The following is a 26,158-nucleotide window of genomic DNA, read 5'->3' as shown; positions in this document are numbered from 1 at the left end:
GCCCGGTCCCATTCCGAACCCGGAAGCTAAGGCCACCTGCGCCGATGGTACTGCACTCGACAGGGTGTGGGAGAGTAGGACACCGCCGGAACATCATTGCGAAAGGCCCTCCAACTTCGGTTGGAGGGCCTTTTTGCGTTCCCGGTCAGGTGCCGTAACCTGTGCTGCCGGTTGACAACTCGCACGTCCGATCTCCACACTAGCGGGAGGGCGTGGGCCTGAGGCGGACGTCGCTGCGAGCTGACCGAGCTGTGTTCACACCACGCACCAGGGGAAGGTCAATGGCTGTCTTCATCAGCTACCACAGCAGCAAGCGGTCCGTCGTCGAACACATCGCCGGCTACTTTCAGCGTCGGGGGATTACCACATGGTGGGCGCCACGGGACATCCCGCCGGGTTCGAAGTGGGACGAGGCGATCTCGGTCGCCATCAGAGACGCCTCGGCGCTGGTTCTCTTGTTCTGTGCCGGTGCCGATTCGAGCGTCCACGTCAAGCGTGAGGTCCTGCTCGCCGATCGCGCCAAGATCCCGATCTACTGGGTGCGCCTGGAGCAGGTGGAGCCGGACAAACTCGGCTACTTCCTCTCGCCGACCCAGTGGGTGGATTGGCTGGACAGGCGCGATGGCACGCTGGAGGGCTTGGTCGCGGACCTCCTGAATCCCGCGGTCGGCGGCCGCGGCCTCGATCGAGACCAGGGGGCTCGGCAGGACTTACCAGCGAAGGTGACGGGCTGGCCGGCAGGTGTCGTGGCCTTCGACAACGAGGCTCAGGCGGCTGAAGCCGCCGCGCACACCTACTTTCGGGCAGCCAACCAGATGCCGCACCGCAGCGTCGTCCTGCCGACCGGCCGCGCCGGGACCCAGCTGTTCAACGCCATGCTGCGCATCGCCGACGACTATCACCCGCTGCCGTTCGGTTCCGCGCCGATCCTCTCCGACACCGAGACCTTCGGGGTGTTCGACCGGCACGATTCCTCACGTACCCGGCACGTCCTCGAAACCCTGGTCGAGCCATTGGCAGACCGCGGCCTCGGTCCCGCAGCCAAACAGCTTCAGCTGCTGTCGGGACAGATCAATCAGAACTCCGACCCGCTGCAATCCACCCGGCGCATGCTGCGCATGTACCCACCTGCGGTGCATGGCATTTCGATCTCTCCGGATGGAGAGGTGCTCGGCTACGAGGTCGGCGCGTACACCGAGCCGGATGACATCGCCGGCGACGGATGCCGGATCGTCGAGCTGAGCGAACACGGACGGCGCTACATCGACCCGAACCAACCGTCACGGTCCGTGATCACCATCGGCCTGGCGGCGGCCATCGAATGCTCGGCCTTGATGATCCTCGCGTTCGACCGAAGCAAGTCACGCATCATCCACCAGATGTCACACTTCCCGGCGACCGCGGGAGTGCCCGCGACACTGCTTCGGCGCAACGCCGGCGCGGTGATCGTCACGACCAGGCGCATCGCCGAGGAAGCCGAACTCGACAACGTCCACTATCCGATCTCGGCCAAGGCAGGTAGCGAATGGATCTTCGGCAAGTGTTTGTGAGACCGACTCCCACCGTGGCGGTAGTCGGGATGGCCACCATCGACTACCTCTATGTCCTGGACAGCCACCCGGCCGAGGACAGCGAGAACCCGGTGCGCCAGCACGAGGTGGTGATCGGAGGTCCGGCTGGGCGTGGCGCGATCGCGGCCGCACGGTTGGGCGGTGAGGGAGTCACCCTGTCGGCGATGTGCGGGACCGGCGTCCACGCCGACGTGCTGCGACGGGAACTGGACGCCGAACCGCTGACGACGAATCTGTCCGTGCGGCAACAGGAGAGCCAGCATTCGGCGGTGATCGTCACGGCCGATCGCGGCACCCGCACGACGATCTGGACCCCGCAGCCGCGTGCGGACGAGGAGTTCATCGACGCCTTGCCCACCGTGCTCGAAGGGGCTGACGCGGCTTTGCTCGACTGCACTGACCAGGCGTTGAGCAAGGCGGCGATCGCCCGGTGCCGCGAGTTGGGCGTTCCGGTCGTGATCGACACGGGCGGCTACAAGCAGTCCAGCGAAGACCTGCTGGCCGGTGTCGAATTCATCGTCTCGCCCGAGAAGTTCTTCACCGGAAGGCACCCGGGCGAACCTCTGGAACGCAGCATGGCGAAGGTACACGAGGACTTCCAGCCGAAGGTTCTCGTCGCCACCCAAGCCGCCAGTGGCGGCGTCTATCTCGACGAGGCCGGCTCGCACCGCTACCGCGGATTCCCCGTGGAGACCAAGGACTCCTGCGGCGCCGGCGACACCTTCCACGGCGCACTCGCATGGGCGGTGGCGGCGGGCGCCGACACGGCGACCGCACTGGATATCGCGTCATGGGCGGCCGCGCAGAAGTGCGCGGTCTTCGGAAATGGCGGGATCCCGGATCGTCGTCAGCTGGAACGATTCCTGGAGGAGTCGATCGGGGGATAGCGCCAGGTAGCTACTGGGTGTGCGAGGCCCGCCACAAGGTGTGCTCGCGACTGATCGCTTCCTCGGCATCGGCGACCGCCGACGACCACTCCTGCTCGGTATGGTCGCGCTCGAGCATGTCCCGGATCGTGCTCAGCTCGTGCGCGGCCACCGAGTAGGCGACCGCGGTGGTCGTGTGCTGCCGGGCGGACGACCACGCGGCGAGGCCGGCGATCGTCGCGGCGACAATGCCCGCCAGGTCGAAGTCGACAGCACCCAGCGCCTTCGCCAAGGCCGCCGAGATCCCGACGATCTCGAAGCTCAGCGAGACGAACCCGAACTGATTGGCCCGCCGGTAGTGGTACTCCGCCTTGGTCGCGTACCAGTGCTGCTGCTCGAGCACCCGCGCCTCGTTGTAGACAGCGCGGCGCTGACCCAACGGGAGCTGCCGCACCTCGCGCATCCGGTCGCTGATGGTCCGGCCGGTCGGTGGCGGAAAGTTCAGCGAACGCAGCGGACGCTGCAAGCGCCGCACCCGGTCGACGAGCAGCTGATCGGCAGCCGCTGCCGGCATACCGCTCGGGAACGGCGAACCGCCAACCATGTACTTCCAGGTGAGTGTCTTCACCGACTCGGCTAGTGCGCGTCCCTCGTACCAATCCTGATCGGGACGGTCACGCAGCTGCCAGACGTTCAGCGCGAGCATCGTCACGAACGCCACGGTCGTGACGATGGCGGCGGCATCGATACCGTGCGAGCCCACGCGAATGGTGAACGCGGCGAACACAGCCGCGACGACGGCCAGGACCAGCCGCGCACCATGAGCGCGCAGGAACTGGAACTGCCCCCGCAGCGAGGCAGAATCGGCAGATTGGTACAGAGCGGGATAGTCCTCGGTGGAGAACACGAACCCGTCCGCATGGCCCCCAGACACCCAACGAGAGTAGCAGTGATGGCCAGACCAGATCCGAGATACGTTCGACCACTGGCCATTTCACGGGTCTTTCTGCCTTCATCGAAGGCCGAGATACGATCTGGCGTAGGTGGTCTCGTCATCCACCGTGATCACGTCGCAGGTTCGGACAAGAACGATCGGCATCTCGGCGCCGAGATGCCCAGGTGGGGAGTGAAGGCCGCTTCGCTGCCGGTTCGCAGGACAACAGTGATCAGCTGGGTGATCGGATCGGGGGTTCGTGGGGTGAACACGATGGTTTTCGCTAGGTCGTAGCCGTATCGCTTGGCCAGCGAGCGCATTTGGATCTCGTCCCAGGTCTGGGCCGTGGAGATATCGGATCGGAGGTATGCGATGGCGGTGGGTTTCATTAGGCAAGGACCGATCGTGGGATATCGAGCATGGCCTTACCGCTGGGTGTCGTCGTGTAGGCGCTCCCGCAGGTCGACAGCTCCCACGCCGGGCGGTGGGTGGTTCGGCGGAGGAGCCCATTGAGGTGGAGTGTGCGCAGTGCTCGTCGGGTTCGGCGGAGAGACATGGAGGTGCACGCGGCGATCTGGTGGTCTGTGAGTTGTCCGCCTGGTTGCAGGATGCGGAGAACGAGTGCTTGAGCGACTAGCGCGGTCATCGTGTGGCTCCTCTCGTACGCAGCGGATCACGAGCCTGAAACAGGCTGGCCTGCATAGCGCGTCACGAATTTGTCGGTTACGGCGCTTGCCAGCGCGCCTCCAAACTGGAATCCGCGTGTCTTGACGTTGAACCGAAGCTATGCGTCAGCGGAGGGCATCTGAACTGCGTGGAGGACGTTTCGGCGGACATTTCAAAGGTCCTGTGCGTCCCGGAAATGCGGCGTAGGGTTCGGTCATGACCCAGCGGTTGGAATCGGCGATGCTGCGCGCGAGGCTGGACTCGTCCGCGTTGGCGGCTGCTGTGGGTGTTGACGCGAAGACCGTCAACCGCTGGTTGGCAGGTCGTGTTCCGCACCGGCGGACGCGGGCGGTCGTCGCGCGGATCCTGGACGAGCCGGAAGACCTGCTGTGGCCGCAGACGAGGCCTGATCTCGCACCGGGGGCGTCAGCCACGGCCGAGGTGCAAGTGGCCTACGCACACAGAGCCGATATCCCCAATGACCTGTGGACCTCGCTCCTCCTCGGCGCCAACGAGCAGATCGACATCGTCGGCTACGCCTACCCGTTCGTGATGGAACTGTTGCCAGACGCGGCGGATGTCCTCGCGACGAAGTGCCGCGAGGGAACTCGCATCAGGCTGGCATTCGCTGACCCCGATTGCCCGCACGTCGCTGAGCGTGACGCGTTGGAGCAGATGAACGGAACCCTCGCCGGCCGAATCCGCAACGCGCTGAACATGGTGGGGAAGTTGGCGGACACCCCGGGATGCGAGATCCTCCTACACGCCAGTCATCTCTACAACTCGGTCTTCCGGTTCGACGACGAGATGATCGTGACGCCATATCTGTTCCGAGCCCGCGGTTATCAGCACCCAGCGCTGCACCTGCGGAAGCTATCCCCTCATGGAATATTCTCCTCGTTCGCCGAGCAGTTCGAACAGATCTGGGGTTCGGCGACCCCCTACCCACAAGGACTTTCGCATGGGCTCACGGCGTGACTACTACAGGGACCCGAACGCGCCGAAGGCGAACAGTCTGGTCCCTGGTGGTTCGGTGCTTGTGGTGGACAGTGCGGGTCGAATTTTGATGCAGCGCAGGGGTGATTCCGGCAATTGGTCTCTGCCTGGCGGTGTGATGGAGATTGGCGAGACGCTTGAGGAGTGTGCAGTTCGGGAGACAAAGGAGGAGACCGGCCTCGACATCGAGATTACCGGGCTGTTGGGGATCTACACGGATCCGAGCCATGTCATCGAGTATTCCGACGGAGAAGTACGACAGGAGTTCGCGGTCACATACTACGGCCGGGTGACCGGCGGAGTTCTACGCGTCAGTAACGAATCGACCGAGGTTCGATTTATCAGAATAAAGGAGATGTCGGAACTGCCGATCCATCCCACAGTCAGGCTGCGGCTCGAGCATTACGCCGATCAGAGGGATACGCCGTACCTGGGGTAACGCCATAAGCGTGGGCTTCGGCAGAGCGAATTGACGATACCGCAGCGGCTATTTCGCCCGTGCGAGTGAGACCCAAAGCTGGGTCATCCTGTTGTTCTGGCCGCCCAGTGGTGAGATTCCTCATCGTTGGGTGATCACGCAACGGGAATCACCCCCGCAGTCGGGACTGCTGCATGGATAGGTGACATCTGACCTGCACGCCGAATGAGTTCCAACTCCGGTTGCTAACCGGCAGCCGTCCCGAAAGGCTGACCAACGTGCCACGCGCCTATCCCACGGAGTTTCGGACCCGGGCCATCGCTCTGGTCCGGGCGGGCAAGTCAATCGCGAGAGGATCCAATGCCTCTGGCGCGACGAGGGATTACGAGTGCCGCAGCGACACCGCCGAAAGCGCCTGGGCACCTCCACCACCACGAGGACGGAGGCAAACGCACCCACCGGGTGTGGGCAGTTGACCACCAATTCGATGCCACCGACGACGGACGCCCAGTCAAGATCGTCTCCATCGTCGATGAGCACACCCGCGAACGCTTGGGCGGGCTGGCGGAACGGTCTATCACCGCCGACAGACTCATCGACGAACTGGACCGGATGCGGCCACCCCGCCGCGCCGCGTTGCGACAACGGCCAGAATTCGCGTACCGAGCGATGGTCGACTGGGCGGCCGAACGGGTCGGGCTGACGTTCGTACCGCCCGGTCAACCCCGGCGCAACGGCTACATTGAATCGTTCAACGTCCGCCTGCGCGAGAATGCCTCAACATCAACAGCTTGTGTTCGTCGACTCTAGCTCGCATTGTGATCAGCGACTGGAAGGACGAATACAACCACCGCCGAAGACATTCCGCCCTGGGCTACAACACCCCAGCTGGATACCTGCATCCACCAATAACAAGCTCTCTCACACGGTGGACCGACTACCGGGGTCCCATCACTGCGACTTCGACTGTTGTGTGACACCCAGGGTCACGCGGTGACCTCCTCACTTCCGGTACGACACGCGCTCGGAGCTCGGGCTGCTCCGCTGGTCGGGCCTACACCACGTTTATTGGGCGCAACCGTCGATAAATGGCAACAAGCAGGGCTTTCACGGCGTGGACTTGGGTGGTGTCGGTGACAGACTGTTGGTTCCCACTTGGCGATCACGTCGTCGTTGGAATGGGTGGTTGTGGTGGAGGGTGGTTTGTAGGTGACTTCAGCGAACCCGTCACGTTGCCGGACTCGCAGTGATCGCCGCGTCTAACTCTTGACCTCCATCTCGCCAAGAGCGGGAGATTAAGCGTATGAACACGGAAGAACCCGGTCACACAAGTAAACGTTCGGTAAGATTGCAGGAAGGGGGCCAGCGACGTCTCCGCGTGAGGAGACCTGCAGCGTGAGCGAACCATGGTTGTCAGCTCATGACGTCGCCGCTCACCTCGGTGTCACGAATGACACCGTCTACGCCTGGATTGCCCACCGTGCGATGCCTGCCCACAAGGTCGGCCGGCTCTGGATGTTCCAGGCCAGCGAGGTCGACGCGTGGGTCCGCCGGGGAGGCCCAGAGAATCCGGATTGACGAGCCGCGCCGGAACCGACGATAGAAAGGTCGGTGGTCTCGGATAGCCTCATCTACTGCCCAAGAACAGGAAGGAGGCCCTGTGGCCGTGACCCACCGCCCAGGATCGCGCTATGCCTTGTCGTTCACCAGCGGCGGCCTCTTGGCACGCGAGGGCGAGGTAGTCGCTGAGGTGTATCTATCCTGCCGTTCCTGGGACGAAGCTCGCACCCGCGTCGTGAGGGGTAACCGGCTGCAGGCCCGCACATCCTCATCGAGCACCCGGGTCACCCGCGAGACTGTTCAACGACTCTCCGTGTTGAGCGACGGTGAGCTTGAACTGCTCACCGATGCAAGTCCCACCGAGCAGCGTCATCTCATGTGGGTTGCGGCTTGCCGTCGCTACGACTTCATCGGCGACTTTGCCGAAGAAGTTCTCCGCGAACGCTTCCTGTTGATGACTCCCACACTCAGCGCTGAGGACTTCGAACGCTTCCTGACCGGCAAGAGCCTGTGGCACCCGGAACTCGACGAGCTGAAACCTTCAACCAGTCAGAAGCTCCGCCAGACCCTCTTCCGGATGCTCCACGAGGCGGGACTACGCACCACGAGCGGGGATATCATCCCTGCGGTGCTCTCTGCGCGTGTCGTCGAGGTGCTCGGCCACAGGACCCCTAGTGACATCCGATTCTTCCCGACCACGACGCCGATCTACCAGTTCAACCACGAGGTGCAGCGATGAGAACCGCCCAGCGGGATCGCGTCAGCGACGAGAAGCACGTCTACGACGTGCTGCGTAGTGAACGGTTCCTCAAGATGGAAGGCCTGTCCAAGGAAGTCCCGTTTTTCATCTACCACTTCCCGCCCTCCTGGGCACTCGACGTCGAAGACATGCGTGACCGTGTGCAGACGAAGCTTCAGAGCGACGACGGTCTCAGCGTCGTGGATATCAATCTCTACGACCTCGCCGTGAGGCTGTTGCAGGACCGCGGTGTCTGGGAGCGCGTCCTTGACCTCGAGCCGACTATGGACAAGTCGGAGTTCCGTGAGGTGTTGCAGGGCATGCTCGACCCGCACGATCACCTCGCACCCGCCATCCGGGCACGGCTCGATGAACAGCCCAGCGACATCGTCTTCCTCACCGGCATCGGTGAGGTGTTCCCGTTTATCCGCACTCACACGGTATTGGAGAACCTGCAAAGCGTCGTGGTCGGGCGTCCGATGCTTACCTGGTTCCCGGGGACCTACGAGTTCACGCAGACAGCCGGTCACCAACTGCGCGCACTGAACCTCAGCGGCAGCGACAGCTACTACCGGGCCAAGGACATTTTGGAGCAAGAAGCATGAGCGTGAGCATGATCAACGAGATCTTTGGTAAGCGGATTGACCGACCGATCGAGGGTGTCATCAAGGCCGATGACACCTCCCAGCTCGCCACCGAGGTCGAAGAGTACGTGCTCACGAACGAGGCCGCCAAGGGTGTGGAACATGTGCTGGAGGCCTACACCAACTACACGAACGCCAACGGCGTGTGGATTTCCGGCTTCTTTGGCTCCGGCAAATCACACCTGTTGAAGATGCTCGCCCACCTGCTCGGTGACATCGACGGCCACGAGTATTCACGAGCCCAGGTCTCGGAACAGTTCCGGGCCAAGGCCGATGACGCGTTCCTGCCTGCCCTGATTGATAAGGCCGATCGGATCGCGGCCAAGAGTCTGTTGTTCAACATCGATCAGAAGGCGACGCTGATCTCGAAGGACCAGAACGAGGCCTTGCTCAAGGTTTTCGTGAAGATCTTCGACGAGTCCCGCGGCTACTACGGCAATCAAGGGCACATCGCCCGTTTCGAACGCGACTTAGACTCCCGCGGTCAGTACTCCGCGTTCAAGGCTGCCTTCGAGCGCCTCGCAGGGATTCCATGGTCACAGGGCCGCGAACAGTCTGCTTTGGAAACTGGGAACATCGACAAGGCCTTCGCCGAGGTCAACCACGTCGAGAGCCCTGGCATCATCCGCCAGTACAGCCAGAACTACAAGGTCTCGATCGAGGACTTCGCCGACGAGGTCGCCGCTTGGCTGGGCCAGCAACCCGAGGGCTACCGGCTGAACTTTTTCGTCGACGAGGTCGGCCAGTTCATCGGCACCAACACCCAGCTCATGCTGAATCTCCAGACCATCGCAGAGTCTCTTGCCACGAAATGCAAGGGGAGGGCATGGATCTTCGTCACGTCACAAGAGGACATGGAGAAGGTCGGCGGAGACCGCACCAAGCAGCAGGCCAACGACTTTTCCAAGATTCAGGCACGGTTCAAGAACCGGCTCAAGCTCACCAGCCAGGACGTCGAGGAGGTCATCCGCAAGCGACTGCTCGCCAAGACCGAATTCGCCACCGGTGAGGTTGCGGCGATCTACGGCGCCGAGCACGCGAACTTCAAGACGTTGTTCGACTTCGTCGAGGGACGTCACTACCCGAACTACCGGGACGAGTCGCACTTCGTTGGCACCTATCCATTCGTGAGCTATCAGTTCCCACTGTTCCAGTCCGCGATCGAAGGCATTAGCGACCACGACATCTTTGAAGGTCGCAACAGCTCTGTTGGTGAGCGCTCCATGCTCGGCGTTGTTCAGCAGGTCGCCACCGATCTGGCCGACAAGCCCTTGGGGACGCTCGCTTCCTTCGACCAGATGTTCGAGGGCATCCGCGCCTCACTGAAGTCCGCAAACCAGCGGGCCATCAACGACGCAGAGCGTAGCCCCTCGCTGCCTCCACTGGCCGTCAGGCTGCTGAAGGGCCTGTTCCTTGTCAAGTACGTGGACACCTTCAAAGCCACCGCCCGCAACCTCACCGTGCTCGTCTACGACCACTTCGGTACGGACCTCACCCAGCTGAGCAAGGACGTCAACGCGGCTCTCAATGCGTTGGAGGCGCAGACCTATGTCCAGCGCAACGGCGACTTGTACGACTATCTGACCAACGAGGAGCAGAAGATTGAGCAGGAGATCAAGAGCGTCGACATCGACAACTCCGAGGTTTCCGGAAAACTCAACAAGTTGCTCGCCGAGTCCGTGGTCAAGCTGACCAAGACTGCCTACAAGAACGGGCAGAACTTCCCCTTCGGATACAAACTCGATGGCACCCCGTATGGCAAGCAGTACGAGCTATCGATCCATTTCACCAGCCCTGAAACCGAGTTCAGTCTGGAGCAGATCAAGGCTCACAGCGCCGGTCTCGACGAACTGCGCGTTGTTCTCCCGGCCGAGGCCAACCGCATCCTTGGCGACCTGCGCCTGCTGTTGAAGACAGAGAAGTATGTCAAGCGTGCCCAGGGATCGAGCCGCACGGCAATTGAGCAAATGATTCTGCAAGCGAAAGGCACACAGAACGCGGAACGTGAAAAGGAGATCGTCGAGCGGCTGCGTACCGCGGTCGGCAACTCGACGCTGATTCACAACGCCGGCGTGCTGGACGTCAGCTCGTCTGACGCGCAGGTCCGTATCAACGATGGCTTCCATCGGGTCATCGCCGCGACCTACACGAATCTCCGGATGCTCGCCGGCAAGACCTTCAACGAGCAGAGCCTGAGCGGATTCGTGAACCCCGCAGGTGACGCCTTGTTCGAGCAGGCCGCCAGCATCCTGGACGTTCCTGGCGGAGACGTGCTCGGTCACCTGGAGATGCGCAGCAAGCGCCACGAGCAGGTCACCATGCGACAGCTCATCGATCGTTATTCGGCGAAGCCGTTCGGCTGGGATCAATGGTCGGTCGCCGCGGTAATCGCATACCTTGCCGGGCAGTCGAAGATCGAGATCCAACTGAACGGGAAGGTCCTGGCCCGTACCGAGATCACTGGTGTGCTGCGGAACACCCAGAGCTACTCGGCGATGGTCGTCGCGCCGCAGCGTGTGTTCGATCCCAAGATCGTGAACGCATTCCGCAAGTTCATCGTGGCGTTCACCGACGACGGTGGGATCACCAAGGACCCGTTGGAACTTGCGCGGGTCGGCAAAGAGCGCTTGGAAGCCAAACTCGCCGAGCTGAAGACCCTGCGTACAGCTTCACGGTTCGCGTTCGTCGATCAGCTGGACGAGCCGATTCAGATGCTCGCCGACCTGAGCGCGCACAAGGCGGATTGGTTCATCACCGACTTCCGTGACGCCGATGACCTGCTTGATGCGAAAGACAACGTGATCGACCCGATCAAGGCCTTCTTGAACGGCAGCCAGCGCGCCATATTCGAAAACGCTCTGGCCTTCATGCAGAAAAACCAGTCCAACATCGGCAATCTGCCCGTCGGCGCTACAGACGTCGTCGCGTTCGCGCTGGAAGACGCACAAATCTTCCGCGGCAACAAGACCCAGCAGCTCGGTGTTGCGGTGAACGAACTGGAACAGCAGCTGCACAACCTGATCGACGCTGAACGTATCGCCGCTACCGACGAGATCAACGACTACTGGTGCCAAGTGCCACAAAGTCAGGCCTACGCTGACTCAACCGACACCGCACAGCAATCGGTGACGCGTAAAGTGCAGGTGGTGCGCGACCGGGTGCAGCAGGAGACACAGATTCCGGCGATCAGGAACCTTGCATTGCACTTCGCCGACACGATCTACCCGGAGATTATCGACGAGCTGGAAGCCGCCAAGTCCGCGCCGGTTCCGAACACCGAACCGAACCCGCAGCCCGGCACCGACCCAGCCCCGACGCCCGCTCCTGGACCGGTCAAGCAGACCGTATCGATCAAGAAACTGGCGCTGCCGGGCAATGGTCAGGTCCTCGAAACCGCGGACGACGTCGACGCCTACCTCAACAAGCTGCGCGCGACGCTTCTCGCCACGATCAACGACAACAAGCGCATCACGCTCTGAGGAAGACAAGCACATATGGATACTAAGTCCCTGGAGCGGTTTGCCACCCAGGCCCGCCGGGAATTGCTCACCGCGGTTGAGGCTCGGACTTCGGCGGTGCTCGCTGCCGGTTCGGTCGCACGGAGCGAGCGCAGCGAGCCCGTGAAGCGACTCGAAAGGGATATAGCCAAGCACGGCCAGAAGAACGTGATCGACAAGATCGCCTACACGTGGTTCAACCGACTGATCGCACTGCGCTACATGGATGCCCGCGGTTACACGAGCGCCGGAATCGTCTCACCAGCAGCAGGACATCACCACGGCCAGCCGGAGATCCTCGCCGACGCCAAGCGGGGACACCTCGATTCCGACGTGATCGCCGACGGCCAATCGGCCTCCGCGATAATGGGGTTGCTCGACGGGACCCGTCGCAGCACGGACGCCGAGGGGGAGGCCTACGCGCTGCTCTTGACCGCATACTGCCGGTACTGGAACAAGGCCATGCCCTTCATGTTCGAACGCGAAGGCGATTACACCGAGCTACTCGTTCCGTCAGGACTCCTCGCCGATGGAGCCATCGTGTCACGTGCTTGCGAGGTCCTGACAGAGGAGGTCTGCGAGGATGTCGAGGTCATAGGCTGGCTATATCAGTTCTACATCTCCGAGCGGAAGCAAGAAGTTTTCGACGGGTTCAGCGCGAAGGGCGAGGCAAGGAAGCTTGCGGGGCCGGACGAGATCCCCGCAGCCACACAGCTCTTCACACCACACTGGATTGTTCGCTATCTGGTTGAGAACTCGCTCGGCCGACTGTGGATGCTCAACCATCCGACCTCGGGCCTCGTTGACAGGATGGATTACTATCTCGCCCCGGTCGACGAAGTAGCCGACTTCCTTGAGATCAACGGCCCCGAAGAGCTGACGGTGATCGACCCGGCCTGCGGGTCGGGACATATGCTCACCTACGCATTCGACCTGCTCTACGCAATCTACGAAGAACGAGGGATCGCGCCCGCGGAAATCCCGAGCCTAATCCTTGCCCACAACCTTCACGGCACCGAGATCGATCCTCGCGCAGGATCTCTGGCTGCGTTCGCGCTCACCATGAAGGCACGCGACAAGGACCGACGCTTCTTCACTCGTTCGCAGGTGAAGCCTAAGATCTGCGTAATCGAACCGATCTCGTTCGGACCCGATGAACTGGATTTCCTTGTGACCAAGGATGGCAACCGTCACGCGGAGGAAGCGTTCTGGAATCAGTTCAGTGATGCCGACAGACTCGGTGCACTGATTCAACCGGACCCCGACGAAACTCGGCGCGCCGAAGTCGAATTGGCCGCGCTCGACAGCGAAGGTGACATCTTCCACTGGCGAACTCTCGAATCGGCCAACAAGGCTATCAAGCAGGCAAAGATCCTCAGTTCCGAGTACGCGATTGCAGTTGCGAACCCGCCCTACATGGGCAGCAAGAACATGGACTCGATGCTTACGAGCTATGCCAAAGATCGGTATCCGGACGCGAAGTCCGACTTGATGACGATGTTCATGAAGCGCTCTAATGAACTGACGAGACATGGTGGGTGGTGGGGTATGATCAATCTGCCCTCGTGGATGTCTTTATCTTCATTCGAAGACCTTCGTGGATGGCTCCTTCAAAGCGTATCGATTGACACGATGTTGCACTTTGGGCGAGGGGTATTTGGATCCGATTTCGGCTCGGTCGGATTTGTGATCGAGAATCGGAAGCCGTCCCGTGGAAGGCGTGGCATCTACCGAAGGCTCTTCGAGAAGCATGTTGACGTGCGCTCGAACGAGAAAATCGAAGCGCTTTTCCGTGCCCCTTCATACCAGCGATTTTATGTGGAACAGGACGCGCTCGTCGGAATGCCTGGATCTCCGATCGCATACTGGCTCTCCGACGCGATGCGTGCCGCTTTTGCGAAGGGGAGACCGCTGAAGGAAGTCGCTGATTCAAGGCAAGGGCTTTCAACTGGTGACAATGACATGTTCGTCAGGAGCTGGTGGGAAGTCAGTGCGTCGCGGAGCGCTCTCACAGTTGGCTCCCGAGAGGAGGCCGCCGAGTCTGCGGCGCGCTGGTACCCATACAACAAGGGGGGCGAGTTCCGAAAGTGGTGGGGGAACCAGGAGCATCTGGTGAACTGGGAAGGCGACGGGAAGGCGGTTCGATCGTTTGGTATGGAAAATGGTGGTCGAGTCAGGTCTGCTGTTCGGAACGCAGATTACTACTTCCGTAATTCCGTGTCCTGGAGCAATGTAAGTTCAGGCGCCCCTGCATTTCGGCAGTACCCCAAGGGGTTTATTGCTTCAGCTAGCACTGGCGATGGCGTCTTTCCTGGTAATTCTCGCGAACTGGACAGAATTGTTGGAGTCTTGAACTCGTCGTCGGTTCAAGCCATGCTTGCGGCAACCGCGCCTACCGTGACGTTCAATGTCGGCACGATTAGTCTGGTTCCGATGCCAATTTCCGATCTTCACCTGGAGGGGATTTCCGCTGTAGTCGTCGACCTTGTTGCTACTGCACGTCGTGATTGGGATGACTTTGAGACTTCGTGGGGTTTCACTGCGCCATCATGGCTCGATAGGTCCTCCGGATGTGTGGTGCGACTACGGGAGCGGGCGACGGCATCGTCGTCCCAGTGGGCGGCGGAGTCTAGGGAACAGAAGTCCCGCGAATCAGAGAATAACTGTGTTGTTGCAGCGGCATATGGTTTGCAGGATGAAGTCCCCATTGAAGTGTCGCTACACCGGATCTCGCTAGCCCGCAACGTTGAGTTCAGGTATGGATCCGGCAAGTCTGCCGCAGAGTATGAAGCTCTAGAACGAGCTGACCTTGCTGCTGAACTGATCTCATACGCCGTCGGCTGCATGTTCGGGCGCTACAGCCTCGACAAGCCGGGCCTGATCCTGGCTGACCAGGGCGCGACGCTTCAGGACTATCTCGCGAAGGTGCCGTCGCCCACGTTCCTGCCGGATGCTGACAATGTGATCCCGTTCGTCGATGACGGTCGGTTCGAGGACGACATCGTGGAGCGCTTCCGCCAGTTCCTGCGTACCTCGTTCGGTGAGGAGCACTTCGAGGAGAACCTGCATTTCGTCGAGGAATCACTTGGCGTGAAGAATATTCGAGATTACTTCATTGCGAAGTCGAATCCATCGGGCAAGAGCATCGCGAAATCAAGGTTCTATGACGACCATGTGCAGCGCTACAAGAAGCGTCCGATCTACTGGATGTTCTCTTCGCCCAAGGGGTCGTTCAATGCGCTGGTCTACATGCACCGATACAACCCCTCGACGGTGTCGACGGTGCTGAATGAGTACCTGCGGGAATACCGAGCCAAGCTTGAGGTCGTGCTCCAGGGGGCGGAGGAAGCGGCCGCTGGTGGCGCCTCGGCAAAGGAACAGAAGAAGGCTGATCTTCTGCGTGCGATTCTAGCGGAGTTGCGTGATTACGAACACGACGTCCTGTACCCGTTGGACATCCACCGGGTAGAGATCGACCTCGACGACGGCGTGAAGGTGAATTACCCGAAGTTCTACCCAGCTTTGAGAAACATCACAGGTCTGGAGGCATCAGATGGGTGACTTGGAGTCCGTTGGTGCACGGCGCGCGGCGCACCTATTCGGGAGGAACTCGGCGCTGATCGAGCAGACTCGCATTGTCGTCGATACCCAGGCGAATGCGGATTTGTCGCAGACGAACTGGGAGATCAGTCCTCTCATCGACACAGCGGTGCTCCAGGACCAGCGAGCCGGGTACCTTCGGGAGGCTCTGGCGACCCGGGTTGTGCGCCGCGAACTCGGCCGCGATGACAGAGACGACGAATGAGCGAAACGCCGACAATCTTCGACTACCTGGCAAGTCGCTTCGCCGAGCAACGCATCGTCGTGTGGCATGACCCAGACGGCGGTTACGAAGCTGACCTTGAGAGCCACGTACCGGGGGGTATCACCGTGCTTCGCATCGAGGACAACGAATTCGCCGCTAAGCATCGTGTGCTCCGCGAGGACACGATGACTCAGTTCGTGCTCTACCGCTGCAGAGCCGTGGCGGAAGGAGTGGGTAACTGGCTGCTCGACATCGAGTTGGCCTATGGTCCGGTGTTCACGGCAGATCGTGATGCGCTCATACGCGCTGGCCTGGGGCTGGCCTTGCCTGGCGCTGACGCGCTTATCGCCGAGCACGCCTCATTCTTCGCTGATGCCACGTTGGTCGACAAGTTGAAGGCGCTGCTCGCGCCGAGCGACGACCTCGTGACGGTCCAGGCGAAGATGTGCGCTGTCGCGATCGGTCAAAAGGAACATAGCTTCTCCGAGCTCACGCGCACTCTGCTGGTCCAGCAGTCGGCCGGTAGCTCGGCCGGTTTCGACGCCATGTCAGAGTACGGGCTTGCCGACTTTCACTGGAGCGGCGCAAAGCATATCTATGGGTACAGTTCCGAATCGCCGACAGTACCCGGCTTCATTCTGTGGATGTTCCAGCGAGCCCACGATGGCTTCGACGTCACCTCGTCCAACGGCGCCCGCAACCTCGCGATCGACTTCCGTAGCTTCCGGGACTCCAAACGTAGCGCTCACGCGATCAAGGTGCTTGCCCGCAAGACCGAGAATGATCTCGGATATCAGGAGCAAGTCGCCGAGATCCCGTGGGATGCACTCACCGACGCTGACATTTTCGATGCCGCTGAACGGGAGACTATCCGACGTCTGGTCGACGGGATCGTCAACCAGACGATGCCGCAACGCGATGTTCTCGACGCCATCAGCACCCGCCGTCGCGACAGCTTCTGGTTCGAGGACTACGCCACCCTCTACGAGGCACTAGCGGCCGCCGCTGAGCTTTTCCCCGCGATTCGTACCGGCCGAGTGGATTTCACCAGCTTCGACGAGGGGATCACGCGTTACCGAGACGAGCTGTTCCGGATCGATCAGCTATACCGCCAGTTCACTCACGCTTACCTGACGGCCGAATTCAAGCAGCCGCTCGACGAGCTGGCGGACCGGGTCGAGGCCGCCTACGTCACGAACTTCCTCGCCCCTCTCGGCATCAGCTGGCAGCAGCAAGTCGACGCGGTTGAGCAGTGGCGCACACTTGCTGTGACCTCTCAGTCTTCGTTCTACGAGCAGTATGTCGCGAAGCTCACCAAGGGCGGTCACAAGAAGGCTGTCGTCGTGATCTCTGATGCGATGCGTTTCGAGGTTGCTGAGGAGCTGACCTCGAAGATCCGTGGTGAGAACAAGTTCGAGGCCAAGATCGAGGCATTGCTGGGCGTGCTACCCAGCTATACGCAGCTGGGCATGGCAGCGCTCTTACCGCACAAGATGCTGGCGCATTCGCCGACCGGTGATCCGGTTCTGGTCGACGGTCTGAAGTCCGATGGTTCGGCGAACCGCAACAAGATTCTCAACGCGGTGGGCGGCGTGGCTATCCAGGCGAAGGACTTCGTGGAGATGAAGCCTGCCGACCGGCGAGACCTGTATTCATCCCACCAGGTGCTCTACGTCTACCACGATACGATCGACGCCACAGGAGACAGCGCGAAGTCGGAACACCGGACCTTCTCGGCAGTGGCAGAAGCACTCGATCAGCTGGTCGACATTGTGAAGAAGCTCGCCAACGCGAACGCTACGAACATCTTTGTCACCGCGGACCACGGGTTCCTCTATCAGCGGTCCACACTGGCGCCCCAGTTCAACCTCACGGTCAAGCCGCAAGGTGATCAGATCGTGGCGGAGAAGCGCCGTTACGTGCTCGGCCGTGGCCTGAAGAAGGACTCTGGGCTCCGGATCTTTCAACCGGAGCAGCTGGGGCTGGCCAGCGATCTCGAGGTGCAGATCCCGAATTCGATCCACCGGATCGTCAAGCCAGGTGCCGGTTTCCAATTTGTGCACGGGGGAGCATCCCTCCAGGAGATAGTGGTGCCGGTCGTCTCGATTAACAAGCGACGCTCCAACACGGTCGAGCCGCTCAATGTCGACATCCACCCTGAGTCGGACAAGATCACAACGGGTCAGATTGTCGTCAAGCTCTACCAGTCGATGAAGGTCGAACCGCAGCGCCCTGCACGACGGTTGCGTGCTGGGCTCTACTTCGGGGACCAGCTGATCTCAAACGAACAGGAGATGATGTTCGACTCGGAAAGCGACCAGGGGCGTGACCGGTTTCAGAGCGTGCGGCTCCTGCTGAGCAAGGACGCGGACGACGCTAACAACCAGAGTGTGGAATTCCGCCTGTTGGAGCCGATCGAAGGCACCGACCAGTGGAAGAAGTACAAGAGCGTGCCGTACTTCATCAAACGCTCCTTCACAACAGACTTCGACTTCTAAAGGAGCGATGATGAGCGAGAACATCGACCTGACCCAGGCCGCGCCCATCGAGGAAATTCTGGAAGACGAGGCGCCGAAAGCAACAGGGCAGCCCAGCAATCTGGATCGCACGATCAACGCGCACTTCGCCGGCGCCGTGGTCCGCAAGGACCTGGTCAAGGCGGTCAAGGGAAACGCGATAGTGCCCTCGTACGTGTTGGAGTACTTGCTCGGTCAGTACGCGGCCTCTGACGATGAGGCCACGATCCAGGCAGGCATCGACAAGGTGCGAGACATCCTAGCGCAACACTACGTGCACCGCAATGAGTCCGAACTGGTCAAGTCGCGCATTCGGGAAAAGGGCCGCTTCCGGATCATCGACAAGGTGAGCGTCACCCTCAACGAGAAGGACGACGTCTACCAGGCCTCTTTCGCCAATCTCGGAATCAGCGGAGTTCTAGTCGACCCGAGTACCGTGAACGCCAATCAGAAGCTGCTGGTCAGTGGTGTGTGGTGCCTGTGTGACATCGAGTACTTCCACAGCGACGACGTCCGTGCCGTGCCGTGGATTCTCGGCAGCTTGAAGCCGATCCAGATGTCGAATTTCGACTATCAGAACTACTTGTCTGCGCGTGCGAAGTTCACCACGGATGAGTGGATTGATCTGCTGATCCAGTCGATCGGCTTCAACCCGGAAAAGTTCGGCCGTCGTGCCAAGCTTCTCCAGCTCGTCCGCCTGATCCCGTTCGTCGAGCGCAACTACAACCTCGTTGAACTCGGACCGAAAGGAACAGGCAAGTCGCACATCTACTCGGAGTTCTCGCCCCACGGCATGCTGATCTCCGGCGGCGAGATCACCGTGCCCAAGCTGTTCGTCAACAACGCCAACGGCCGCCTAGGGCTTGTCGGCTACTGGGATGTGGTTGCCTTCGACGAGTTCGCGGGCAAGAAGAAGCGCACCGACAAGGCGCTCGTCGACATCATGAAGAACTACATGGCGAACAAGTCGTTCTCCCGTGGTGTCGAGACCCTGGGCGCGGAGGCATCGATGGTGTACGTGGGCAACACCGCGCACACCGTGCCGTACATGCTCAAGCACTCCGACCTCTTCGACGAGCTGCCCGAGAGCTACCACGACTCGGCCTACCTCGACCGCCTGCACTTCTACATCCCCGGCTGGGAATTCGACACGATCCGCGGCGACATGTTCTCCACGGGATATGGATTCGTCGTCGACTATATCGCCGAGGTGCTCAAGTCGATGCGGGACCGCGACTACTCCGACCGCTACAAGCAGTATTTCACGCTCGGTTCAGACATCTCGACTCGCGACCGCGACAGCATCCACAAGACTTTCTCCGGCCTGATGAAGCTGCTCTACCCGCACGAGCAAGTCAGAGCTGAGGAGATCGAGGAGATCCTGCGCTTCGCGATCGAGGGGCGCAAGCGTGTGAAGGACCAGATCGTGCGAATCGACGACACCATGGCCGCGGTGAACTTCGGTTACCAGCGTTTGGCCGGCGAATGGACGGCCGTCACCACGCTGGAGGAAGACGAGTACCCGGGGCACTACCATCGTGGTCGACCGAGTACTGGGAGCGTCGATGACGAAACTGCCGAGCTGGCTGTGCCAGCATCACGCCGGGCTACATCGGAGTCCTCGGCTACGGCCAAGGAGGAGCTGTTCCAAGGACAGCGGGACTTCGTCGAGAACCAGCGCGGAGTCTCCTACGACACCCTTCTCATGCCGTACCTGCGTGGTGCGACAGAGATCGAGTTGCACGATCCGTACATCCGGATGAGTCACCAGGGCCGGAACCTGGTCGAGTTGCTGGCGTTGATCGCTTCAGCGAAGGATCCCGCTGACGAGGTGTTTTTCAAGCTGTTTACCCTGCTCGACGATGATCCCGGGTATCAGAAGAAGCAGTTGCAAATGCTCAGCCAGATCGTTCAGGGAGCCGCTCAGCAGGGGATTAATGTGGATGTGGCTAAGGACCCCGGCGGTCATGACCGCTGGCTCCGCACTGACAACGGATGGCGCATCAACCTCGGTCGTGGTCTGGACATCTTCCAGAAGCAAGAAGGCGGCTGGTTTGACTTCGGCAGTACCCGCCAGGAGTTCCGCCAGGTTCGTGCGTTCGGCGTGACGTACATCCGAGATGACAGCTGATATGGGGTTGCTGCATGAGTAGTTGACAGTGTCACCTATGCCTGAGACCCCTTCTGGCCTCGGCGTAACCCGTATAGGTTTGTGATCAGTGGGCCTTGTGTTCAAATCTGGTGCTGCCACGACGAGTCCTGTTGCAGTGCAGGTTGTTTTGCCGTGGCAGCACCGTGGATTGTGGACGACCGAAGGTGGGCGGTGATCGAGTAATTGCTGCCGGTCGCAGCGCCGCGAAGGCTGAGTCCGGTACGGATGAACGATCTGCTTGTCCTGCACGAAACTTTCAGCGCTGATCATTCGGCATCGGTTGGCAGGTCTGCCTGAAGGTCCCAGCAACTGCGCGGATGGCAGTGGCCGACCGAAGTCTGGTCAGGTGGACAGGGCGTCGGCGATGTCGCTGTGTCCGCAGCGGGCTGCTTGGGGTGCGAGGAGAGTGCGGAGTCTGGGAGGGAGGTCGGAGTTGATGGCCGCCAAGGACTTCCACATTTCTGGGTCGGTGGTCGTGAACGAAGTGACCAGGGACTCGAGGTCGTCGAAGTCGGCGAGGTGGGTGAGTGAGCGGGCTCGGGTGGTGGGGTCCTGGCGGAGGACGATGCGGATCAGGGTGGTGGTGGCGCCTGCGGCGGGGGCCGCGGTGAGGGCGGCGTGGAAGTCGGGGGTGGAGAGGGTGGCGATGATGGTGGCGAGGTGGTCGTGGGTGTGGGGCGGGAGGATGTCGACGAGGGGGAGGGCCGCGGACCAGAGGTTGTGGGCGGCGGCCGTGGTGACGGCGGCGGACAGGGTGTCCGGGCGGTGCATGACGGGGAGGGTGGCGAAGCGGCGGCGGGCGGGTTCGTCGAGGGCCAGGGCAACCGGGATGAGGATGTCCCAGTGATCGTTCGTGTGGGCCTGTTCGATGAGCGCGGTGAGGGCGTCGTCCGGCTCCGCGGAGATTCGGGCGGCGACGATGTGGAGCTGGGTGGGGGTCAGGTGCTCGGCAACGGGGAGTAGGTCGAGCCAGAGGTCCTGGGTGAGGGCGAGGTCGGTGATGCCGGTCAGGACGGTGGGGTCGTGCATGAGTGGGCGTTCGGCAAGGCGTTGCAGGGCAGTGGGTTCCATGCCTGCGGCTACGGGGAGGAGGGTGTCCCAGGCGTTGAGGTCCGTCACTGCGGTGAGGAGGGCGTCGAGGATTTCGGGGCCCTGGTCTGCGACGACATTGCCCAGGTGGGAGCGCTCGGCGGGGCCGAGGAGGTCCAGGAGGGCGATGGCTTCGGGCCATTGGTTTTCGGCGGCTGTCGCGCGGATCATGCCGGGGATGCGGTCGGTGACGATGGTGAGGAGGCGGTCGGCGGCGTCGGTGTTCTCGAGGTAGTAGCCGACGTGGAGGAGGTCGATGTCGGCGGCGTGGGGGAGGGCGGCGCGCAGGACCTGGTCGGGGACGGCGCCGGCCAGGCGGCCCATGGTGAGGTAGTCGCCGCGGGTGATCAGTTCGCGGGTGGTGGCGGCGGCCATGCGGTCGGGAACCTCGGCGATGAGGGCGGTGGCGCGGCGGGGGTCGAGGGTGACGGTGGCGTCGGCGAGGAAGGTGGGGGAGAGGGCGCCGGCGATGGCTACGGCGCGGGCGGGGTCGACCGAGCCGGCGATCGCGGCGGCCAGGACGGGGCCGAAAGCGGCTTCGGTGATCTTGGCGGCGATCGGGGCGGGGATAAGTTTGGCGGCGGCGCCGATGCGCTGCATGCGGCGGGATTCGCGGTCGGCGATGGTGGTGGTGATCTGGTCGCGGAATCGGCGCAGGGCCGCGGGTGGGAGATCGGCCAAGAAGTTGAGGTCGGCGCCGTCTCGGCGGTCGAGCACGCGGGCGAGTTTGGCGATCTCGGCGGTGCTGTGGTGAGTCGTGGTCACAGTCCGAGCACCTTCTTCACGGCGGGGCGGGCGAGGCGGGGGATCAGGCGCATGCCGGAGTTGACGGCGTCGTCGAGGGCGTCGCGGCGGCTGTCGAAGGCGGCGCGGACGTAGGTGTCGAGGAGGGTCAGTTGCTCGGGGGTGAGGCTCGCGAACTCCGGGGGCGGTGGGGCGCCGAGTGTCGCGGTGAGTTGAGCCAGGGCATCCGGCACGGACCTTCTCCTTCGCTGCGGTGATCGGCAGATCGTACTGCCGGTACGAATTGCGATACTGCCGGTCCGGAAGGTCAATGTAAAGCGAGGCTGACTGGGTGGTGACGCTGGTCACGCCTGGCAAACCTGGTGTTTATCGGGTCGAATCGAGACCCGGCCTCCCGTTCGTACTTGCGGTACGTGTACGGTGTGACGGGTGACCAGACCGAGCCGCCGACCGCCGCCGGTGGGCCGGGATGCCATCGTCGACGCCGCGATCCGGGTGCTCGATCGGGATGGGCCGCGGGTCAGCATGGACTCCTTCGCCGCCGAGGCGGGGATCACCAAGCCGCGGTTGTATCGCCAGTTCGCCGACAAGAGCGATCTCTACACGGCCATCGGCAACCGGTTCGCCGATACCGCTTTCGCCGCGACCGGCACCGATCTGACGCTGCTGCTTCAGCCGCCTCGAGAGGCGATCGCGCGGGCCCTCGGAGATTACGCCGTCGGGATTCTCGACCATCCGAATGTGTTCCGGTTTCTGGCGCAGGCGCATGCCGGGACGAGTGGGGACGGGGCGACCGGGCAATACGACCTCAGTAGCGCTGTCGCGGACCGGTTCACGAAAAGAGCGCGGGCGGTGGCGGATTCGATTCCGCTCGACGCGGAGGGGATCGAGTATCTGGCGCGGGCGATTGTCGGGGTGATGATCGCGCTCACCGATCTGTGGTTGAGCGAGGACGAACCGGATTCGGGTGAATTCGTTCGGCGGGTGGGGGAATTGGTGTGGGGGATGATCGATGCGTTTTTGCGGGGGCGTGGGGTGGAGGCGGCGCCTGATGTGCCGATCTTCGTCACCCTGGCGGCGTTGAACGCGGAGCCGGAGTAGCGGCAGTTCACGGAAATTCGATTGGGGTGCTGCAGGCTACGGTCTCCGGTCCGATGGTCGGGACGTCGTACAAGGGCTCGCCGTCGACGTCGCGGGGATCTTGATCGGCTGTCGACGAAAAACCCAGACAGAACGAGATCGGATGGTGAGGGGTGAGTGGTGGCAGGTATTCCGCCGCCGACGGTCCTTCTGGGTGGATCACGCGCATGGGCAAGGGAACGTGGATGGTGTCGGTGAGGGTGGATCCGGGTTTGATCCGGGACGCCAGTGGGGGCGGTAGTGGCATCGACCTGGGTACGACACAGTTCGGCGATCGGTACCGGAATTGTCGTTGGCTGATCTCGACGACATCGTCGGAGCGGGGTACGACGAAATGCCTTTCGCGAGGTGCGGCCGCGCCGGTGTCCTGCTGGATTCGGTTGATCGCGTAGACGGGAGTAGTTCGGTTGTTGGTGGCGGTGTAGCGGATGATCAGTTCCGTGGGGGTTGTCGCGAAGTCCACGGTCAGCCCCAGCTTTTCGTCCCACTGCGCCGCAGCAGGTTCGCACCACTGATCGCGGTACTCGTCGGTCTGGATGACCGGAGGTTGTGGTGAGGTGCTCGGGATTGCGGGGTATTGCGCGGCCGAGTCATCGGGTTCCTGAGCGCATCCAGCGAGGACGATGATCGACGATACGAAGAGAACGCATCGTAGGTTCATGGGAGTTACCGGTCACTTCCCGGGTGCGTAGTGTTCTCGGCGGGGAATCCCCAGTTCGTCTCGCAAGGCATTCTCTGTCAGCGCGGCGGGATGTTCGCTCTCGTCGGCGACCTGTTCCGGTGTGCTGGGGTCGTTGTCGTGGTCGATAGTCAGGCCCACGGCGACCCGTTCGCGTTCGAACATGCCTTCGCCGGTCGGTGAGTACTGGTTCGGGTACCGGCGGTCGACCGCGTCGGTGCCGGTATAGACATCGGTGGTCGGCCGCATTGTGCCGTGCGTTTCGTCGTAGGCGTGCGCGGCTTCGTGGTAGAGGGTCGTGATCGGTGGGTGGTTGTCGTAGGGCGTTCCAGCATACGTGGGGCTGACCTCGGAGAACGATGTGCCGCGGGGGTTGTAGGTGATCGTCGAGGAAGTGCCCGCACCCGGCTTTCCGTCGGCTCCGAGATCGGCTGCGGCAGGATCGGTCGCTTTGGCGGAATCCGTGCCGGCCTCCCCTTCGATGATCGTGACGCTGTGCGGGGTCTCGCCCAGGCTCGCGAGCATCTGCTGCCCGGTCGGTGAGGAACGCATGAACTCCAGGTCGGCCCGTACTCGTTCCTGGAATTCCGGTGAACCGGTGACGGTGACATTGTCGGGAATATCGCTGAGCACCACGTTCACGACGTTGTTGGTGCCGTTCTGGTCGGCCGCCGAGACGGAATCCTCACCGTCCTGCGCGTAGATGGTGTCGTTGCCGCCGTCGTTGCCGACCGAATCGGTGCCGGCGCCGGTGTAGACCTTGTCGTCACCGCCGCCCGACTGCAATCGATCGTTGCCGAGCCCGCCGGACACGGTGTCGTTGCCGAATCCGCCGAAGACGGTGTCGTCACCAGCCGAGCCTTCGACGTAGTCGTTGCCGTCGCCGCCGAAGAGGGTGTCGTTGCCGTCGCCACCGTAGATGACGTCATCGCCCGTGCCGCCGCCGAGGATGTCATCGCCGGCGGCACCGTTGATGTAGTCCTTGCCGCCGCCGCCCTGGATCTTGTCGTTGCCCGCGCCGCCTTCGAGTTTCAACCCGACCTGCGTGCCCGCGTCGACGGAGATCGTGTCGTTGCCGCCTTCGGCGAAAATCGTGATGTTCTGGGCTTGCTGGCCTTCGAACTTGTACTCCTTGCCGTTCACCGTCACGGTGACGACGTGGGTTTGGGGGTCTTCGTGGACGTCGACATCGTCGTCGCCGTCGCCTGTCTTGATCACCACGGTCTTGCCGGTGGTGAGGACGACGGGTTGCCCGGCTGGATCGATGCCGCCGCCCAATTCCGTGGCAGCGGTTCGCAGTGCCGCGGCGGCGGTCTGGTCGTCGGTGGTCGCGTCGGCGACAATGGCTGCCACGGTCGCGACGATGTCCGATTGCACTGTTGTGCGGCGGGCGCGTTCGGACTCGGACAGGTCGGTGTCTCGTCCGTCGCGTTTCCAGCTGTCCGTCACCGAGCCGTCTGCGGCGATCTCGAATCCTTCTGTCGTCGCCCAGGTTTCGAGGTCGGTGGCTCGTGTTCGGAGTCGATCCATCGTGTCGGCACGGTTGATCGCGACCTGGGTGAGTGGCTCGACGATTCCGGCGATTCGACCTAGTTCGGTCTTGGACGTCAGCAGATTCTGTTGCGCGGCGTTCTTCGTCGCGCCGGTCCAACCGGTGAAGGCGGACGCACGATCGATGTACCCCTCGAAATCGCGGACTGATTGGGTGCGGCGGGACAAGGCACGGACCGCGTTCATCAGTGTGTCGGAATTCCAGGAGGTCACGTCGGCCCAGGTCGCCATCAGATGCCCGCCTGCGCTGTGAGGGCTGCCGCTGTCGAGCCGTCGGCCGCGGCGAGTGACTCGATACTCGCCGTGACGGCCTCGGAGAAACCGGTCAGTGCGGTCAGCACCGCGGTTCCGACGGTATCGAACGCGGTGCCGAGAGTCGTCGCGGCGGTCGCCGATTCACCGCCCCACCCCTGCTCGGCGCCGAGCATCTCGGTGGACAGCGAGTTCCAGTCGTAGCGAACTGTCTCGACCTCGGTGCCGAGCCGCTGGATGGTCGAAACCAATTCCGCGACAGGCAGGTCCAGATTTTCGGTACCGCTCATGATTCCCCCTTGCTGGAAGGCTAGTGAGGGAGCGGGTTGGGGTCAACGG

General features: G+C 62.1%; 21 protein-coding genes, 1 rRNA gene and 1 pseudogene. 15 read left to right on the top strand and 8 right to left on the bottom strand.

Annotated elements, in window-relative coordinates:
- The 3 genes from rrf to AB0H54_RS28515 all read left to right on the top strand — a co-directional run.
- Positions 1 to 91, top strand: a 5S ribosomal RNA gene (gene rrf, locus AB0H54_RS28525); the annotation flags it as partial.
- 190 nt (positions 92 to 281) lie between these two features.
- Positions 282 to 1,550, top strand: coding sequence for a TIR domain-containing protein (locus AB0H54_RS28520; protein WP_357349454.1), 1,269 nt, complete (start codon positions 282 to 284; stop codon positions 1,548 to 1,550).
- Positions 1,526 to 2,458: a PfkB family carbohydrate kinase gene (locus AB0H54_RS28515; protein ID WP_357349452.1), complete on the top strand. Its 933-nt coding sequence runs from the start codon at positions 1,526 to 1,528 to the stop codon at positions 2,456 to 2,458. The genes AB0H54_RS28520 and AB0H54_RS28515 overlap by 25 nt, the downstream gene beginning before the upstream one ends.
- 10 nt (positions 2,459 to 2,468) lie before the next feature.
- Here AB0H54_RS28515 and AB0H54_RS28510 read toward each other — a convergent pair whose 3' ends face one another.
- From AB0H54_RS28510 to AB0H54_RS28500, 3 genes are all read right to left on the bottom strand, one after another.
- Positions 2,469 to 3,371, bottom strand: coding sequence for a DUF4231 domain-containing protein (locus AB0H54_RS28510; RefSeq protein ID WP_357349450.1), 903 nt, complete (start codon positions 3,369 to 3,371; stop codon positions 2,469 to 2,471).
- 131 nt (positions 3,372 to 3,502) lie between these two features.
- The gene (locus tag AB0H54_RS28505) at positions 3,503 to 3,760 is read right to left on the bottom strand and encodes a hypothetical protein (RefSeq protein WP_357349448.1); all 258 of its coding nucleotides are present in this window, start codon (positions 3,758 to 3,760) and stop codon (positions 3,503 to 3,505) included.
- Positions 3,760 to 4,017, bottom strand: coding sequence for a replication-relaxation family protein (locus AB0H54_RS28500; RefSeq protein ID WP_357349446.1), 258 nt, complete (start codon positions 4,015 to 4,017; stop codon positions 3,760 to 3,762). Before AB0H54_RS28500 ends, AB0H54_RS28505 begins: the two co-directional genes overlap by 1 nt.
- A gap of 236 nt (positions 4,018 to 4,253) precedes the next feature.
- Between AB0H54_RS28500 and AB0H54_RS28495 the strand changes: the two genes are divergently transcribed.
- From AB0H54_RS28495 to brxL, 11 genes and pseudogenes are all read left to right on the top strand, one after another.
- Entirely contained in the window at positions 4,254 to 5,015 is a 762-nt protein-coding gene (locus tag AB0H54_RS28495; RefSeq protein WP_357349444.1) for an XRE family transcriptional regulator, read from the top strand.
- The gene (locus AB0H54_RS28490; RefSeq protein WP_357349442.1) at positions 4,999 to 5,472 is read left to right on the top strand and encodes an NUDIX domain-containing protein; all 474 of its coding nucleotides are present in this window, start codon (positions 4,999 to 5,001) and stop codon (positions 5,470 to 5,472) included. Before AB0H54_RS28495 ends, AB0H54_RS28490 begins: the two co-directional genes overlap by 17 nt.
- Before the next feature lie 319 nt (positions 5,473 to 5,791).
- Positions 5,792 to 6,428: pseudogene (locus tag AB0H54_RS28485) on the top strand (integrase core domain-containing protein); the annotation flags it as partial.
- Between the two features lie 418 nt (positions 6,429 to 6,846).
- Positions 6,847 to 7,029 carry a helix-turn-helix domain-containing protein gene (locus tag AB0H54_RS28480; protein ID WP_357349440.1) on the top strand — a complete coding sequence of 61 codons (183 nt, stop codon included), beginning with the start codon at positions 6,847 to 6,849 and terminating at the stop codon, positions 7,027 to 7,029.
- An 82-nt stretch (positions 7,030 to 7,111) separates the two neighbouring features.
- Positions 7,112 to 7,750: a DUF1819 family protein gene (locus AB0H54_RS28475; protein WP_357349439.1), complete on the top strand. Its 639-nt coding sequence runs from the start codon at positions 7,112 to 7,114 to the stop codon at positions 7,748 to 7,750.
- Entirely contained in the window at positions 7,747 to 8,355 is a 609-nt protein-coding gene (locus AB0H54_RS28470; protein ID WP_357349437.1) for a DUF1788 domain-containing protein, read from the top strand. The genes AB0H54_RS28475 and AB0H54_RS28470 overlap by 4 nt, the downstream gene beginning before the upstream one ends.
- Positions 8,352 to 11,873: a BREX system P-loop protein BrxC gene (brxC, locus tag AB0H54_RS28465; RefSeq protein WP_357349435.1), complete on the top strand. Its 3,522-nt coding sequence runs from the start codon at positions 8,352 to 8,354 to the stop codon at positions 11,871 to 11,873. The genes AB0H54_RS28470 and brxC overlap by 4 nt, the downstream gene beginning before the upstream one ends.
- Positions 11,874 to 11,888: 15 nt before the next feature.
- On the top strand, positions 11,889 to 15,452 hold the full coding sequence (gene pglX, locus AB0H54_RS28460; RefSeq protein WP_357349433.1) for a BREX-1 system adenine-specific DNA-methyltransferase PglX: 3,564 nt from the start codon (positions 11,889 to 11,891) through the stop codon (positions 15,450 to 15,452).
- On the top strand, positions 15,445 to 15,696 hold the full coding sequence (locus tag AB0H54_RS28455) for a hypothetical protein (protein WP_357349431.1): 252 nt from the start codon (positions 15,445 to 15,447) through the stop codon (positions 15,694 to 15,696). The genes pglX and AB0H54_RS28455 overlap by 8 nt, the downstream gene beginning before the upstream one ends.
- A complete protein-coding gene (pglZ, locus tag AB0H54_RS28450) occupies positions 15,693 to 18,194 on the top strand; it encodes a BREX-1 system phosphatase PglZ type A (RefSeq protein ID WP_357349428.1) in 2,502 nt (833 codons plus the stop codon). The genes AB0H54_RS28455 and pglZ overlap by 4 nt, the downstream gene beginning before the upstream one ends.
- Before the next feature lie 10 nt (positions 18,195 to 18,204).
- Positions 18,205 to 20,343 (top strand): BREX system Lon protease-like protein BrxL, encoded by a 2,139-nt coding sequence (gene brxL / locus AB0H54_RS28445; RefSeq protein WP_357349426.1) that lies wholly within the window; start codon positions 18,205 to 18,207, stop codon positions 20,341 to 20,343.
- 363 nt (positions 20,344 to 20,706) lie between these two features.
- Here brxL and AB0H54_RS28440 read toward each other — a convergent pair whose 3' ends face one another.
- Together AB0H54_RS28440 and AB0H54_RS28435 are read right to left on the bottom strand one after the other, a co-directional pair.
- Positions 20,707 to 22,218, bottom strand: a complete 1,512-nt coding sequence (locus AB0H54_RS28440; protein ID WP_357349424.1) for a hypothetical protein — start codon at positions 22,216 to 22,218, stop codon at positions 20,707 to 20,709.
- Positions 22,215 to 22,430, bottom strand: a complete 216-nt coding sequence (locus AB0H54_RS28435) for a hypothetical protein (protein WP_357349422.1) — start codon at positions 22,428 to 22,430, stop codon at positions 22,215 to 22,217. Before AB0H54_RS28435 ends, AB0H54_RS28440 begins: the two co-directional genes overlap by 4 nt.
- Positions 22,431 to 22,656: 226 nt before the next feature.
- On the opposite strand from AB0H54_RS28435, the gene AB0H54_RS28430 reads away from it, so the two are divergent.
- Complete coding sequence (locus AB0H54_RS28430) at positions 22,657 to 23,298, top strand: TetR/AcrR family transcriptional regulator (RefSeq protein ID WP_357349420.1); 642 nt, start codon at positions 22,657 to 22,659, stop codon at positions 23,296 to 23,298.
- Positions 23,299 to 23,305: 7 nt separating this feature from the next.
- Here the strand turns inward: AB0H54_RS28430 and AB0H54_RS28425 are convergent, their stop codons facing one another.
- From AB0H54_RS28425 to AB0H54_RS28415, 3 genes are read right to left on the bottom strand one after another with little or no spacing between them, the layout of a single operon-like run.
- A complete protein-coding gene (locus AB0H54_RS28425; protein WP_357349418.1) occupies positions 23,306 to 23,998 on the bottom strand; it encodes a hypothetical protein in 693 nt (230 codons plus the stop codon).
- Positions 23,999 to 24,010: 12 nt separating this feature from the next.
- Positions 24,011 to 25,798 carry a M91 family zinc metallopeptidase gene (locus AB0H54_RS28420; RefSeq protein ID WP_357349416.1) on the bottom strand — a complete coding sequence of 596 codons (1,788 nt, stop codon included), beginning with the start codon at positions 25,796 to 25,798 and terminating at the stop codon, positions 24,011 to 24,013.
- Positions 25,798 to 26,109 (bottom strand): hypothetical protein, encoded by a 312-nt coding sequence (locus AB0H54_RS28415; RefSeq protein ID WP_357349414.1) that lies wholly within the window; start codon positions 26,107 to 26,109, stop codon positions 25,798 to 25,800. Before AB0H54_RS28415 ends, AB0H54_RS28420 begins: the two co-directional genes overlap by 1 nt.
- Positions 26,110 to 26,158: the final 49 nt, after the last annotated feature.

Source organism: Nocardia sp. NPDC050718, from assembly GCF_040654235.1.
GTDB lineage: Bacteria > Actinomycetota > Actinomycetes > Mycobacteriales > Mycobacteriaceae > Nocardia.
This window is presented reverse-complemented; position numbering and strand designations above follow the sequence as displayed.

Bases quoted from the DNA above. Each gene is read 5' to 3' on its own strand.
- AB0H54_RS28520 (WP_357349454.1), top strand. From the start codon at position 282: ATGGCTGTCTTCATCAGCTACCACAGCAGCAAGCGGTCCGTCGTCGAA.
- AB0H54_RS28515 (WP_357349452.1), top strand. From the start codon at position 1,526: ATGGATCTTCGGCAAGTGTTTGTGAGACCGACTCCCACCGTGGCGGTA.
- AB0H54_RS28505 (WP_357349448.1), bottom strand. From the start codon at position 3,760: ATGAAACCCACCGCCATCGCATACCTCCGATCCGATATCTCCACGGCC.
- AB0H54_RS28500 (WP_357349446.1), bottom strand. From the start codon at position 4,017: ATGACCGCGCTAGTCGCTCAAGCACTCGTTCTCCGCATCCTGCAACCA.
- AB0H54_RS28495 (WP_357349444.1), top strand. From the start codon at position 4,254: ATGACCCAGCGGTTGGAATCGGCGATGCTGCGCGCGAGGCTGGACTCG.
- AB0H54_RS28490 (WP_357349442.1), top strand. From the start codon at position 4,999: ATGGGCTCACGGCGTGACTACTACAGGGACCCGAACGCGCCGAAGGCG.
- AB0H54_RS28470 (WP_357349437.1), top strand. From the start codon at position 7,747: ATGAGAACCGCCCAGCGGGATCGCGTCAGCGACGAGAAGCACGTCTAC.
- brxC (WP_357349435.1), top strand. From the start codon at position 8,352: ATGAGCGTGAGCATGATCAACGAGATCTTTGGTAAGCGGATTGACCGA.
- pglX (WP_357349433.1), top strand. From the start codon at position 11,889: ATGGATACTAAGTCCCTGGAGCGGTTTGCCACCCAGGCCCGCCGGGAA.
- AB0H54_RS28455 (WP_357349431.1), top strand. From the start codon at position 15,445: ATGGGTGACTTGGAGTCCGTTGGTGCACGGCGCGCGGCGCACCTATTC.
- pglZ (WP_357349428.1), top strand. From the start codon at position 15,693: ATGAGCGAAACGCCGACAATCTTCGACTACCTGGCAAGTCGCTTCGCC.
- brxL (WP_357349426.1), top strand. From the start codon at position 18,205: ATGAGCGAGAACATCGACCTGACCCAGGCCGCGCCCATCGAGGAAATT.
- AB0H54_RS28425 (WP_357349418.1), bottom strand. From the start codon at position 23,998: ATGAACCTACGATGCGTTCTCTTCGTATCGTCGATCATCGTCCTCGCT.
- AB0H54_RS28420 (WP_357349416.1), bottom strand. From the start codon at position 25,798: ATGGCGACCTGGGCCGACGTGACCTCCTGGAATTCCGACACACTGATG.
- AB0H54_RS28415 (WP_357349414.1), bottom strand. From the start codon at position 26,109: ATGAGCGGTACCGAAAATCTGGACCTGCCTGTCGCGGAATTGGTTTCG.